Raw genomic sequence first — 12,565 nt, forward strand, 5'->3', positions numbered from 1 at the left:
TTATATGTGGGGAAGAATTTATAAATTGTTAAATTGTCATTCCTTTTTTAACATCAGATGCAGAAGCATTTCTTTTTAACCTCTCTTGTTGAGATTCATGGGTAACATTATGTGATTTTGAAGTAAGATTAGGGCTACTCATACTTCTAGCTAGTTTTTGCACTTCTTGTTGGTCTTGAATATTTAAATTTTTTAGGCCATTACCCTGATTATTGTGACCTACCTCAGGTGTTGTGACTGTTGCTTGCTGCTGTTGTGGTGCAGGCACAGGCTCTGGTGTCGGCTGCTGCTGTCCTGCTGCTGGTGATGCTTTAGCCGCTTCTAGTTCTGCTTGTGTCGGACGTGGCGGCACAGGGGGTGATATTGGCTGCTGTTCCTGTTCCGTAGAGATTACCTTTTTATCAGTGGACGGGCTAGCAGCGCCCTTCCATTCAACTGCCGCAGTTGTAGCTTCTTTATCTTCCTTCTTAGACTCCTGTCCCTTACCGTCATTCCGCTTAGCAGTGTCGGTAGTTTTAGAATTAGCCGTATTTGCTTTTTGCATACTTCCCGAATTATTAGGCTGATTAACTCCTCCCGTAGTAAGCGCGGCTTTCGTGAAGCTGCCCAGTTCAGGGAGAGCCCCGGTTGCAGCTTTCACATTTTCAGCCAATGTTTTATCGGTAAACGGAGTAGCTACAATAGCCCCGAGCGCCGCAGTTCCCTTTAAAAGACCGTTCACCAGATCACCGAACATGCCCATCGGAGCGGAAACCGCCTTAGCGATGGAATGTCCGACCGGAGAATTGAATACTTTAGCTGCCTTATTTGCAGCTACCGTTCCTGCGGCAGCCGCCCCGAAAATTACCAACGGCAAAACAGCGGGAGGGAAGAACAGCATAGCTGCAATCAGTAACCCCGCCCAAATCATCATCATAGTTTTATTAGACGGAGTAAATTCATCTTTAAGTGCATCGCCGAACCTACTTAAAAACCCGCGTTTTTTAGGTTTTCCGTCATTTTCCTGCTGTGCTTGAGCATCTTGATTTTGAATAGTTTGCTCTTGAGCTTGGTCTATCTTGTCTACTTGATTAGAGCCCGGTTTCTGATCTTGCACTGCCTGTTCAGGCGTCGGTGGAAGAGGCTTGTTCGGTACTATACGTTTTTGTTGATCAGCTTGCTGTTGTTGTGCTGCCTGCTCAGGCGTAGGCGGAAGAGGCTTGTTCGGTACTGCACGTCTTTGTTGCTGCTCTTGTGCTGCTGAGGTAGGTATATCTGATATGTTATTATTAGGGTTACTCTCCGCCAATTGCGGTATCACAGTTTCTTCCATACCTTCTGTCTTTGCTTGTAGTTCATCCTTGGTCGCAGGAGGTGCTCCCTGTATTTGTGCTTCAGAAGCTAAATCCCTTGAACTATTTTCATCTTCCGGAATCGGTGGAAGAGGCCTATCTTCTATGTTTCCTGCACTTTCTTCCCTACTCTTCAATCTTTCTTCTTGCTCCTTTGCTAACTGAGCAACACTTTTTGGCTCTGTACCCGCTTCCTGATGAGCTTTTGCTATTTCTTCCTTTGCATTTATTTTATTAATATTTTCAGACTGATTTTTAAAAGCTTTTTCCAGAGCATCTCGTCTTTGCGCCAAACTTAAAGGCTCCTCCCCTGCTGCCGCTCTAAGCTCTCTGATCTCTTGCTCGGCATCAATTTTATTTGCATTCTTTGCTTGATTATTCTTAACCTCTTCCTCTAATGCCGCTTTTCTATCCGCTATGCTTTTTCCGCTTTCTCTTATAACTCGCTTAGCTTCTTCAGCGTTGGTTTCCGCGCTTATTTGAGGAGCTTCAGGTGCAGTAGTACCCTGCTCACTAGTATTGGAGTCTTTACCATTAGCTGCATCTAGTTGAGATAAGGTGGGGGTTACTCCTTCTACCGCATCCCTTGGAGGAAGGGGAGGAGGCATATCTTCTATGTTTTTTGCACTTTCACCTCTACTCTTCAATCTTTCTTCTTGCTCCTTTACTAGCTGATCAACGCTTTTCCTCTCTATGCCTGCTTCCTGATAAGCTTTAGCTATTTCTTCCCCGGCGTTGATTTTTGTACCCGCTTGAGGAACTTCCGGTGTAGTAGTACCCTGCTCTCTGATATTGGAACCTTTATCATTTACAGACTGTTCTACCGCCTGCTGTGAAATAGGTTTATCGGGAGTAGCTGCTTCTAAGATAGAGTCTACCGTTACTCTTGCCTTCTCTGCTATAGCGAGTCCGGGCTCCGTTGTCTGCTGTCTGGCGTTGCTATCTACTTCAGGTGAAGGTTTAGTATTAATCCCATCACTTAATGATTCATTAATGCTTTGCATTTTATCAGCTACCTCTTTAGCCGCCTCTAAAAATGCCCGTGATTTAGTATTATCAACCTTTTTTACTTGTCCTAACTCTATTCTAATAGGAGATACCGGCTTTTTATTTCCTGAAAGCTTTAAAGCTTCAAAATCATCTTTAATTCTAGCGTGTTGTTTTATATTTTCATCTAAGCTATTGGTAAACTCTAATATATTTTGACCTATGGCTTCCCGATTATCCCCTTTATAATTATTTGCAAAATCGAGCACGCTGCTCGCAGCCTCAACCTGTTCGCTCACATTCTGCACTGGGATATTTTTATAAAGTTCCCGCATAGTTGAAAATACAACGGCAAATTTTTCAGCGGAATCCGCAACTTCCTGCATATAGGCAAAAGTATTTTTAAAAGCTATAGTCGGATCATTTTCAGATTCGCCTAAAATCCGTGCAGTTCTTGCTTCTAAATCTAAATTTTGTTCAAAAATCTCTTTCATATACTTAAGCCGAAATAAAAAATTATAATTTTATCTTAATAAAAAATAGTTAACAAAATATTAACTTAGAACGAAATACCGGGAGTTTTTTGTGAAACATCGGGAGATGCATCGGGTGATTTAATATTATCCGAAAACTTCATACTTTTACTCATTGAGTCCAACACCCCAAATTCCTGCCCGAGTGAGGCTATATCTGCTTGAATACTTTTATTCTGTGCTGCTTGGGTTTTCTGCATCTCCATCACTTTTTCCTGATGTTGCATTGAAAACTGTCGATCTTCTTTAAACTTTTTGGAATCTTCAATTTTACCCATCACCGAAGAAGCTGGTAGATCTTCTCTAACCGCGCCATGCAACTCATGTGGCTCTAGAAAAGTTGTCGCACTTTCAAGCAGCGAAACCTCAGCCATATTTTCTGCACCCCCGATCACCATATCTTTAAAACTTCTGTTACGATTTAACAGCCCACTTTTATATTGCTCGAGAGCGGCAGTAGCCTTCCCGATATCACTGATTCCATTACTGATTTTTATATCAATAAGCAATTCTTTATCGGCAAGTAAACTCACCTTCTTCTCGATAAAATGCGATAATTCATTTAAGAGCGCGCTTTGTGATTCGCTTAATTTAGCATTCGGCAAAGGTTGATACCCGTTTTTAAGCGCATCTTTAATTTCGCTTAAATAGTCTTCATTATTTTCTTTAAATTCTTCGTGCTTTTTGAAAAAAGTATAAAACTCTTCTTTAGAATTTACCATATATCACTCCCTTTCCCCTCTTCTCTTTAATTCTAACATATAATATTTATTATTTAAGAAAAAATTGTAAAGCCGCTCCAATAGTTGCTATGAAGGTGGACGTTTGAATAAGTGAAACTCCGATAAACCATTTAAGCAATTCCGACCTCAAATGGGCTATTTTTATTTCTATTCTGAGGGCAACTTCCTGCATATTATGTTCAATTTCCTTGTCTCCTTTAAACGCTTTCTTTTTGTTGATTATATTTCTAAAATAATTTTCTTGAACGTTTTGCATATGTATTTATTTCATTAGTTAATAATATGTTTAATCAATCCGGAACTAATCAGACCCAGTTCAAATTCAATGAATGAATCAAATTTTGCGGTTACTTCGTACTTAGTAATTAAAAACTTTCCGCTTATCAGTCCGCTATCCAGATATATCCTGCATTCTAATTCAGTATTACTGAAAGCTAAGCTCTTCAGTAGATTCTGCACTTCACTTTTATGATATTCTCCCCCCCATAGAAACAGTTAAACTATTTGTAGAGGAAACGGGAATTTTGGTTTTCCAATTAGTATCCAAAATACTGTTTTCATTTAAAAATTCGTTTTGTAGACTAAAGTTATATATTTTTACTCCTTTAATCCGGTAGCTTTTATTTTTAATATCAAAATAAAAAGCTGAATTATCAAAATCTTGTGCTGTCATATATTTAATGAATTGTTTCTATCCAGAATTTTACCTTAATTTCTCCGCACCATAGCCTTTCAGCTTTAATAAAGTTTATTTTAGAACCTAATATTTTTATTCTTGAGACCACAAAGTCCTGCGAGATGTTATTTAAGGTCGGTAAATAATCTTCAATAAGATCAATAATTTCAATGCAGGATTTGCTGCTTATATCACGTGTCATAACTTCAAGGCTTACGTTAAACACCCTGCCGTTACTTGAGACGGACGACCAATCCTCAACTATCAGATTACTGAATTTTACTACTGGTAAGCTCACTTCTTCAATTAGCCCTGAATATACACCTGATATTTTGCCGGATAATTTTTGACAATTATTTAGCGCCCCGATTAATTCTTTTTTAAATGATATTATAGATGTCATGTTATTCCTCTCTGCAATAGATGATTTGAAATATATCTGCTTGGTTATGATTTATGATCTTTTCAATTTTGAATATTTGCCGGTTAAATTTTATCCGCATATTTTCCGTAATATTCTCGTTGTAGCGAATCACTATGCTATAATGCCCTTCTTTTAAATCTACATGAGCCCTATGCTTAACATTCCCCTTTTGAGGAGTTACGGCCGCCCAGACGGATATACCGTCATGCCATGTATAAATACTACCGCCCATGTCATCACGAGCTAATTTATAAATTTGAAAGGTAATTCTTTTATTTAGTTGAGTAAATTTCGGGTTCATAGCTGATTATATTTTTAATTTTTTAAACGGGTCATATCTTTTCATATCGAAACTTACTTTAGTTCCGCGCGACTCATAAAGGTGAGCAACATGCTCGAGTAAAATTGAACCTAAATGTGCAGGAATTGCTGCAAATGCAGAACCATATCCGCACTTACATATTATATCAATTTGTGCTGCAATCGGAGTGACGTGAAGCAATAAACAATTCTGATCCAAGCTATAATGCTCAAGTCCATATTTCATTTTACTGCCGTCATGATACCTTATCTCCACTTGCTTTATGCTTTCTATAGGCCGTATAGGCAATTCAATCTTATAGGTTGCAATATCACTAAATTGGATAAGCCATTCCTGATTGATTAAAGCAAGCCCGGTATAGTTTTCACACATTTCGGCCGCGGCATTTATCATTGTTTTAATTAAATTGTCATCATCATTATGTTCTATCTTGAGAAAGTTTTTAACCTGTGTCATATCAAGTGCCAACCCATGCTCTTTATTCAGCCTTCTCATTACTTTAAATTTTTTCATAATTTTAGTGGATTAATTAATTATTTAATATTATCTTAATATTATACTTTAAGGAGCTAGCCGGACGCATTTATATAAACCAAATACACACACAATGCCTCCAACTAGATTACATCCCCTAAAGCTTTAGCGAGGGAAGGGAAATATTAGGGAGATAAAAATATCTCCCTAAATTCATTAAGCACTAAGCTTCATTATCTTAAGCGCTTCGAAGTTAATTACATCGCCCCCTACTCTTTTAGTGGTATAGAATTTAACGAATGGTTTATTGGTAAACGGATCCCTTAAAATTCTTATATCCTGTCTATCCGCTATTTGGTAAGCATGCTTGAAATCCCCGAATATAATTGATAAGCTACCGTCTTTCATGCTGGGCATATCCGCTGATTCAACCACTTCCGCGCCGAGTAAAGTATTAGGTACCTTATGCTCAAGACCCGGCTGCCATAAATATATCCCGCTTACCGGATCCTTTAAAGTCCTTATGCTTTGCATTGCATCACGACTCATTAAAAATTTTGCATTATTTGTATAGGCATTTTTTAAGCTAAAGAATAATTTAACTATACTTTCTGCGGTAATCTTGCCGTTAACCGAAGAATGGATCTGCTCAATTTTTCCCCATTCTTTACCTGCTCCGTAGGTAAGCATACCTTTTGGTTTACCTTCACCGTCTCCGCTTAAAAATGCTTCATTTTCTTTTCTCTCAAATATGTCAATAAGCTTATTAGCTAACCAGGATTCAAGGTCAATACTGGTATCATCAATAAGTTTTTGAGTGAGCTTAGGCTGCGCATATAATTCATGCACCATTATAACTTTTTTAGATAAGTTCAGCTGAGTAGATTTATCTATATTATCTGCTTCCTGTGTCCATCCGGCATTTGCTTCCGCTCTATCTTCAATTATTTCCAAGCTACTGCTTGAAATTTCAGCAATGCTCGCAAGTTTTCTGATCGGGGAAAGTTCCTTTAAAGCTTGAGCAATTTTTACCGCCATTTTATTAGTAATAAGATAGCCGCTGTTTCTATCGGAAAGCTTTGCATGTTTTTGCTCAATATTGATCAAATCATGCTCCATTCCTTTTCTTAAGTAGTTACAAAAAGCCTTACCGTGGTTCTGCTCATCAATATTATTATATTCGGCTTTCACTTCAGCCGCCGGTCTTGAGAGAGCGGTTTCAATTTTATTTATGCTTTTTTGATAATGATCAATACTGTCATTTAACCGCTTCAAGTGCATCTCTGTTAACGGGTCAGCTGTACCGTGTTTATTAACTTCAGAAAGTTTTCTGTCATTTATCGCCTTAAACTGCTCCCAGTTGTGAGCTAAAGTATCAACTTTTTGAGTAATTTCTCCGATATTCATATAGTTCCTTTATTTAGTTATTATTAGATTTGATTGTTATAGTGATTTATTCTAGGCATTAGCCTTGAATTCTTTTTATTTCTAAGTTATAAGATAGCTTCCCTTGTCAAAAAGGGCGATTAGCTCAGATGGCTAGAGCGCTACGTTGACATCGTAGAGGTCACTGGTTCGATTCCAGTATCGCCCACCAAAATCCGATTTGCTCTTTCTAAACTTTGCTTAAGTCTCAGATAATCATCCTCACTTTTTATGTAATTAATCTCGGCATATTTATTTGCCGGGAAAGTAACCAGGCTGATTTCTATTAAATTAAGCTTAGTAAGGTAACGTGTTTGTTTTTCGATAAAGTAATCAACAATGGTATATCCTATGCTTAGGCCTTTAATAATTTGATTAGTAATTAATGAGTAGGCCTCTCTTGCTCTATTTAGATCTAAAAGTAACCTACCCTCAACTAATAAGCCTTTCTCATCTTGGGTCATCTTATTAATGATTCCGATTGGCTCCTTTTGATCATGCTGCCACAAAAGTTTTATATTCAGGTTCATCTTTAATGAATCAGTGAACGCACCTGGCATAATAAGATCATTGTGGCTATCTTTCACATTAAAAACAGAAGCATAGCCTTTAAAAAATCCTTCCTCGTTAATACTTTTTTGTAGCAGAGAATTGTGGGCTGTGTAATGATAATTCATATAAGGGGTTCTCAAATAATATTTTTAATATGCGTTTTTTTATAATTTTTTTATTGTTTCCAATACTTGGATTTGCAAAAGTATATCAGGAAATTACTGATCCTAAGATGCTTGCTTTTCTTAGTGTAGCGGGGCCAGAGCCTGCAAATGAAATAATTTTGCAGGATGATAGTAGAATGTGGGTACACGGCTGTGCTGCGGGCTCGAGGGTTACTATAAATGATGTACCTGCCAAGGCCGGCGAATACCGAATAAAAGATAGCGACCATATAATAAAAGTTGACGAAAAGGGCAAATTAGTAGAATCAATAAAGAATATAAAAAACATTACATGCATAGGAACTCCAAGTTGAATTATTGGTTAGCAAAAAGTGAGCCCGGGGATTATTCCTGGGATGATTTAAAAAGAGACCAAACCACAAGATGGGACGGGGTTAGGAATTATCAAGCCAGAAACAATCTAAAAATGATGAAAAAAGGTGACTTATGTTTCTTTTATCATTCAATCCATAAACCTGCAATTCAAGGAATTATGGAAGTAATAGGAGAGCATTACCTTGATCCGGCAGACGAGAAACAAACCTTTGTTGCGGTTGATATGAAATATGTCAAACCCTTAGCTCGTCCTGTTTCTTTGTCTGAGATTAAGCAATACGAAGAGCTTGGCAAATTACCGCTTCTTAAACAATCCAGACTTTCAGTGATGCCGATCAAAAAAGAAGAATGGGACTTTATATTAACTCTTGCAAGTAAAGCGTAACCTTCTGATTTTTTTATAGCTTATCTCCTTCTTTTAAAGGTGCAAGCCCGACTGCTGCTCGCTTTTCGTTTATGGTCATGAAGCTTGCGTTTTGTACCCTTTCCCAAATTGATTCACGCCTTAAAGCTAATGCAGTTATGCTATCGGTATCATAGGTCACCGTATATTCTCTACCGTAAACCGCTCCGAACCAACTGCTTAAATGTTCACAAATATTGGCAATAAGCGGAATAATAGTTTGCTCCCATAGTGCAAGCCTTGCTTCCACCAAATTACTGTAAGTGTTATCCCCTGGAATTCCGAGCAGTTGCGGCGGCATCCCGAAAGCAAGTGCTATATCGCGAGCAGAGCTATGCTTAGATTCTATAAAATCCATATCTTTCGGTGACATGCTCATTTCTTTCCATTCCAAGCCACCTTCCAGAATTAGCGGCCTTCCTGCATTATTTGCTCCCGTAAAATTCTCATCAACCATATTTTTTAGGCGGTTAAACTGCTCCTCACTCAAGTTAGCCGGGTTACCTTCACTATTTTTTACCGTTATTGCTCCGCTCGGTCTCGCTCCGTTTTGCAGCAGCGCCTGATTCCATGCTCCTGCCTGGTTGTGCTGGTCAATACTATAGGCGGCGGATTCAATTGAGGATAAGCCGTACCAATCAGAAAGAGGGTGAAAGTTTTTTATATGTAAGAGTGAAGAATACCCCGTAATCGGATCAACATTATAATCTACCGATTTACTACCAACTGTATATCTATAACCTGAAGGCATAAAATTATGCCCGGCAATTACAGCTACTCTATCCGGCCTTAAGGAGACCAGTTCTTCAATTCCTCCCCGTTCGGAGCCGATTGCCAGCAAATAGGCATTACCGTTTATCAACCTATAAGCGTAGATTGACTCCATTAGCTCTTTACCGCTCATTACAGGGTTAGGATTGTTAAGCAAATCTAAAATCGGGTGCTTCTCTATTGGTACCTTCCCGGCTTCATTTGCAAGATATAATTTAAACGGAACACTCGCCGCACTTTGCGCAATCATAGTAATTGAGCGGTGGGCAATCACATTTTTCATATAGGCTTCACTTGCAAAAATCCGGTATTCCCTATCCATCCATACCGGCTTATTAAGCGCATATATATAGGAGCTATCAAGATTCATATGCGCATAATTTTGACCGGCAAAGTTCTTATGAAGAAATCTTTCTTTAATTTTTTTAAACATGATAAGCAACCTTTTTATTTAACTTTTAAAAAAACCGAGTAATGATTAAGTAAGGTAATTTTTTAAAAACTATTAATCTTATATTTATTGTTATAGTTAATATAATATTAATACGGAAGCCCCCACCATCTAATAAATTAAAAAAATGTTAAAAAATTTAGAAAAATATCAAGAATCTATAAAAAAATCCATACGTGCAATTGCACATGCACCGGATTTAAACATTAGTTTTAGTAGTGAAATTGAAAATGCTGTTTTTGAAAATAAACATGTTACGCTCCCCCAAATTACCTCTCCTAAACAGCTGGAGCTTATAAAAGGCTTGGCTGATTCTGCGGCTTTTAGGTTAAAATTTGATGTAAATTCTTATACCCTCAATCCTCATACAAAGCATAAAAAATGTTTAACCCATTTAATCACGGCAAGGTGCGAAATTTTAGGGATGGAACAATATCCAGGCACAAAAAAAAACATATTGACCAAGCTTCTTGAAACACAAAAAATAAATGATGATTATACCCAATTTTTATATGTAGGGTTACACTATTATTTAAATAATTTTGATATTGACTTATTCCCAAAGACTAAATTACTTATCGAGCAACATAGGGAGCATTTTGAGCAGTTAAAACTCACTTTAAGAGATGCAAAGGGATTTATAAGCGCAGCTGAGAGCTTAGTTAGTATCTTACCGATTAAGGAAGATGAGGAAAAGGCTCAAGTGGAAATCATAGATTCAGAAACACTTATAGAACCCGTTTCTCAACCTCCCGAGTCCATTCCTACCGAAGAGAAGAGTCCGTTTAATTTAAAAAACCCTACCCTGATTGAAGGTAGTCAAATAAATCATACATCATTTTTGGATAATATGATTTTAGATTATAAAATATTTACTACCGAATTTGATCAGGAAATGCCTGCCGAGAAACTGGAAAGCATTGAAAAACTCAAAATACTTCGTGACCAATTAAGCTTAAAAACTGCCGGCATACACAAAGAATTTGAACAACAGGCAAGAAAATTTAAGCAAAAGCTTATGGCACGAAGATTTTGTAAGTGGGAGAAGATGCATGAAGATGGTGTAATTGACAGCACTAAACTAGCCGGGCTGATCAGTAATCAAAAACTAAATAACGTTTTCAAAAAATTTAAGCAGGATAATTTAAATGATACCATTATTACCCTTCTTATTGATAACTCAGGCTCAATGCGAGGAAATAATATTGCAACCGCCTCAATACTTGCGGATTTATTAAGTAAAACACTGGATTCCCTACGAATCAGCATGGAGGTATTAGGCTTTACCACCCTTGATTGGAAGGGGGGAAAAAGCTTTCAAAAATGGCTCGGAGCCGGCTCACCGAAAGATCCGGGCAGGCTAAACGGCACACTTCATATTATTTATAAAAAAGGATTTGATTCATGGAGAAAATCTGCGCGTAATTTCGGGCTTATGCTTAAAGAAAGTATGTTGAAGGAAAACATAGATGGGGAAGCATTAAAATGGGCAGCGGAAAGAATTTTAAAACGTCCTGAGAAGCGTAAGATTCTAATAGTAATATCAGACGGTGCACCGCTTGATGAAGTAACTATTGCTAATAATTCACCCGGCTATTTATCTTCCCATTTAATAAATACTATAAAAAGAATAGAAAGAATGCCACTTGAACTAATTGCAATCGGCATCGGACATAAGGTAGAAAAGTTCTACAAAAACTCAATCAGTATAAAGAATCATAACCATCTCGGCGAAGTACTTTTCAGTAAATTGGATCAGGTTATGAGTAAATTTTATACTTAAAGTTTTAGAGTTAGATCACTTTGCAAACTTCAGTATTAAAATTCCGAATAATGCGGAAGCCATAGAGGCTATAATTACCGATGAACGCATAATGTTAATGAATTCCTCTCTTTCGAAAGTAAGGCCGCCGATGAATAAACTTAAAGTAAAGCCTATTCCGCCTAACACACATATCGCATAATATTTCGCCCAGCCTGTGTTGTTCGGCAGCACGCACCATTTTAATTTTACAACTAAGTAAGAAAATAAAAATATACCTAGCTGTTTACCAAAAAACAGACCGAAAATTATACCTAAACCTAAATTTGAAAAAAGAACGTCAGTAGTTAAGTACTTGAGTGGTATTTCAGAATTTATAAAGGCAAATATCGGTAAAATACAGTAATTAACAAAAGGGTGTAAATTAGCTTCCAGCTCCTTAAGAGGTGAAGCATTACTCTCCTCAATTGCAACAGGAATAAAAATAGCAAGTATGACCCCTGCCAGCGTCCCATGGACTCCTGCTTCAACTATAAAGATCCATAGCAATATACCGAGTATTGCATAGTATTTTACTTCTTTTACTTTAAAATAATTTAATGCGAATAGTGCTATGGTCACAAGAGCTGCAATCAAAAGCGCAGCTGTATTAATAGCGGAGGTATAAAACAAAGCTAAAATAATAATTGCAAGTGCATCATCAATTAATGAAAACCCGATAATAAAAAGCCTGAGCTCTAAAGATATTTTTCTGGCAAAAAAGGATAAAATACCTAACACGAATGCAGTATCGGTTGCCACCGGTATTGCCCATCCTTTTTCGGTAATCTGGCCATGATTAAAATGCATATATATCAGAACAGGTATTACTAGTCCGCCTATTGCCGCGGATGTCGGCAGTATCAATTTTTTTCTTTCTTTATATTCACCGACTACCAAGTGATATTTCATTTCTAAACCTATAAGAAGGAAAAACAGAGTCATCAACCCGTCATTAACAAGTTTAAGGAAAGTAGTAGTAGTTCCGAACCCTCCGATTTCTAAAGACACCGGCAATTTAACAAGCTTCAGATAATATTCATATAATGCAGTGTTACTGATAACTATCGCAAGGAATAAACTGCAAATCAGCAGCAACCCCGAGAAGGCCTCAGTTTTAATAAATTCTCTAAGATTTAACGCCATATTAACCCTACATAACTACACCTATT

The 12,565-nt window shown here is 37.5% G+C and carries 15 protein-coding genes and 1 tRNA gene; 4 read left to right on the forward strand and 12 right to left on the reverse strand.

Annotation, left to right across the window (positions count from 1 at the left end):
* Nucleotides 1-28: 28 nt before the first annotated feature.
* The 9 genes from I862_RS02715 to I862_RS02755 form a co-directional block, all read right to left on the reverse strand.
* Nucleotides 29-2,812, reverse strand: a complete 2,784-nt coding sequence (locus tag I862_RS02715; RefSeq protein ID WP_038538708.1) for a hypothetical protein — start codon at nt 2,810-2,812, stop codon at nt 29-31.
* 65 nt (nt 2,813-2,877) lie between these two features.
* The gene (locus I862_RS02720) at nt 2,878-3,573 is read right to left on the reverse strand and encodes a hypothetical protein (RefSeq protein WP_038538711.1); all 696 of its coding nucleotides are present in this window, start codon (nt 3,571-3,573) and stop codon (nt 2,878-2,880) included.
* A 49-nt stretch (nt 3,574-3,622) separates the two neighbouring features.
* Nucleotides 3,623-3,850, reverse strand: a complete 228-nt coding sequence (locus I862_RS02725) for a hypothetical protein (protein ID WP_038538714.1) — start codon at nt 3,848-3,850, stop codon at nt 3,623-3,625.
* 14 nt (nt 3,851-3,864) lie between these two features.
* Nucleotides 3,865-4,053 (reverse strand): phage tail protein, encoded by a 189-nt coding sequence (locus I862_RS02730; RefSeq protein ID WP_038538717.1) that lies wholly within the window; start codon nt 4,051-4,053, stop codon nt 3,865-3,867.
* 7 nt (nt 4,054-4,060) lie between these two features.
* Nucleotides 4,061-4,267 (reverse strand): hypothetical protein, encoded by a 207-nt coding sequence (locus I862_RS02735; RefSeq protein WP_038538721.1) that lies wholly within the window; start codon nt 4,265-4,267, stop codon nt 4,061-4,063.
* 4 nt (nt 4,268-4,271) lie between these two features.
* Nucleotides 4,272-4,673: a hypothetical protein gene (locus tag I862_RS02740; RefSeq protein WP_038538724.1), complete on the reverse strand. Its 402-nt coding sequence runs from the start codon at nt 4,671-4,673 to the stop codon at nt 4,272-4,274.
* Nucleotide 4,674: 1 nt separating this feature from the next.
* On the reverse strand, nt 4,675-4,995 hold the full coding sequence (locus I862_RS02745; RefSeq protein ID WP_038538728.1) for a phage head closure protein: 321 nt from the start codon (nt 4,993-4,995) through the stop codon (nt 4,675-4,677).
* Between the two features lie 6 nt (nt 4,996-5,001).
* Nucleotides 5,002-5,529, reverse strand: coding sequence for a head-tail connector protein (locus tag I862_RS02750; RefSeq protein ID WP_038538733.1), 528 nt, complete (start codon nt 5,527-5,529; stop codon nt 5,002-5,004).
* 177 nt (nt 5,530-5,706) lie between these two features.
* A complete protein-coding gene (locus I862_RS02755; RefSeq protein WP_038538736.1) occupies nt 5,707-6,897 on the reverse strand; it encodes a phage major capsid protein in 1,191 nt (396 codons plus the stop codon).
* 113 nt (nt 6,898-7,010) lie between these two features.
* Here I862_RS02755 and I862_RS02760 point away from each other — a divergent pair.
* A tRNA-Val gene (locus I862_RS02760) sits at nt 7,011-7,087 on the forward strand.
* Here I862_RS02760 and I862_RS08820 read toward each other — a convergent pair.
* Complete coding sequence (locus tag I862_RS08820) at nt 7,038-7,592, reverse strand: HK97 family phage prohead protease (RefSeq protein ID WP_075260607.1); 555 nt, start codon at nt 7,590-7,592, stop codon at nt 7,038-7,040. The two genes, I862_RS02760 and I862_RS08820, sit on opposite strands and share 50 nt — an antisense overlap.
* A gap of 29 nt (nt 7,593-7,621) precedes the next feature.
* Between I862_RS08820 and I862_RS02770 the strand changes: the two genes are divergently transcribed.
* Together I862_RS02770 and I862_RS02775 are read left to right on the forward strand one after the other, a co-directional pair.
* Nucleotides 7,622-7,945, forward strand: a complete 324-nt coding sequence (locus I862_RS02770; RefSeq protein WP_038538739.1) for a hypothetical protein — start codon at nt 7,622-7,624, stop codon at nt 7,943-7,945.
* Nucleotides 7,942-8,352, forward strand: a complete 411-nt coding sequence (locus tag I862_RS02775) for an EVE domain-containing protein (protein WP_038538742.1) — start codon at nt 7,942-7,944, stop codon at nt 8,350-8,352. The genes I862_RS02770 and I862_RS02775 overlap by 4 nt, the downstream gene beginning before the upstream one ends.
* Nucleotides 8,353-8,365: 13 nt before the next feature.
* Here the strand turns inward: I862_RS02775 and I862_RS02780 are convergent, their stop codons facing one another.
* A complete protein-coding gene (locus I862_RS02780; RefSeq protein ID WP_038541168.1) occupies nt 8,366-9,511 on the reverse strand; it encodes a phage portal protein in 1,146 nt (381 codons plus the stop codon).
* A gap of 208 nt (nt 9,512-9,719) precedes the next feature.
* On the opposite strand from I862_RS02780, the gene I862_RS07815 reads away from it, so the two are divergent.
* On the forward strand, nt 9,720-11,375 hold the full coding sequence (locus tag I862_RS07815; RefSeq protein ID WP_052646342.1) for a cobaltochelatase CobT-related protein: 1,656 nt from the start codon (nt 9,720-9,722) through the stop codon (nt 11,373-11,375).
* 15 nt (nt 11,376-11,390) lie between these two features.
* Here the strand turns inward: I862_RS07815 and nhaA are convergent, their stop codons facing one another.
* Nucleotides 11,391-12,539 carry a Na+/H+ antiporter NhaA gene (gene nhaA, locus I862_RS02790; protein WP_038538746.1) on the reverse strand — a complete coding sequence of 383 codons (1,149 nt, stop codon included), beginning with the start codon at nt 12,537-12,539 and terminating at the stop codon, nt 11,391-11,393.
* Nucleotides 12,540-12,565 lie beyond the last annotated feature (26 nt).

The organism is endosymbiont of Acanthamoeba sp. UWC8, from assembly GCF_000730245.1.
Classification (GTDB): Bacteria; Pseudomonadota; Alphaproteobacteria; order Rickettsiales; family Midichloriaceae; genus Jidaibacter.

Coding starts and splice junctions, on each gene's coding strand:
- I862_RS02745 (WP_038538728.1), bottom strand. CDS start 4,995: ATGAACCCGAAATTTACTCAACTAAATAAAAGAATTACCTTTCAAATT.
- I862_RS08820 (WP_075260607.1), bottom strand. CDS start 7,592: ATGAATTATCATTACACAGCCCACAATTCTCTGCTACAAAAAAGTATT.
- I862_RS02735 (WP_038538721.1), bottom strand. CDS start 4,267: ATGACAGCACAAGATTTTGATAATTCAGCTTTTTATTTTGATATTAAA.
- I862_RS02725 (WP_038538714.1), bottom strand. CDS start 3,850: ATGCAAAACGTTCAAGAAAATTATTTTAGAAATATAATCAACAAAAAG.
- I862_RS02715 (WP_038538708.1), bottom strand. CDS start 2,812: ATGAAAGAGATTTTTGAACAAAATTTAGATTTAGAAGCAAGAACTGCA.
- I862_RS02740 (WP_038538724.1), bottom strand. CDS start 4,673: ATGACATCTATAATATCATTTAAAAAAGAATTAATCGGGGCGCTAAAT.
- I862_RS02770 (WP_038538739.1), top strand. CDS start 7,622: ATGCGTTTTTTTATAATTTTTTTATTGTTTCCAATACTTGGATTTGCA.
- nhaA (WP_038538746.1), bottom strand. CDS start 12,539: ATGGCGTTAAATCTTAGAGAATTTATTAAAACTGAGGCCTTCTCGGGG.
- I862_RS02750 (WP_038538733.1), bottom strand. CDS start 5,529: ATGAAAAAATTTAAAGTAATGAGAAGGCTGAATAAAGAGCATGGGTTG.
- I862_RS02780 (WP_038541168.1), bottom strand. CDS start 9,511: ATGAATCTTGATAGCTCCTATATATATGCGCTTAATAAGCCGGTATGG.
- I862_RS02755 (WP_038538736.1), bottom strand. CDS start 6,897: ATGAATATCGGAGAAATTACTCAAAAAGTTGATACTTTAGCTCACAAC.
- I862_RS07815 (WP_052646342.1), top strand. CDS start 9,720: ATGTTAAAAAATTTAGAAAAATATCAAGAATCTATAAAAAAATCCATA.
- I862_RS02720 (WP_038538711.1), bottom strand. CDS start 3,573: ATGGTAAATTCTAAAGAAGAGTTTTATACTTTTTTCAAAAAGCACGAA.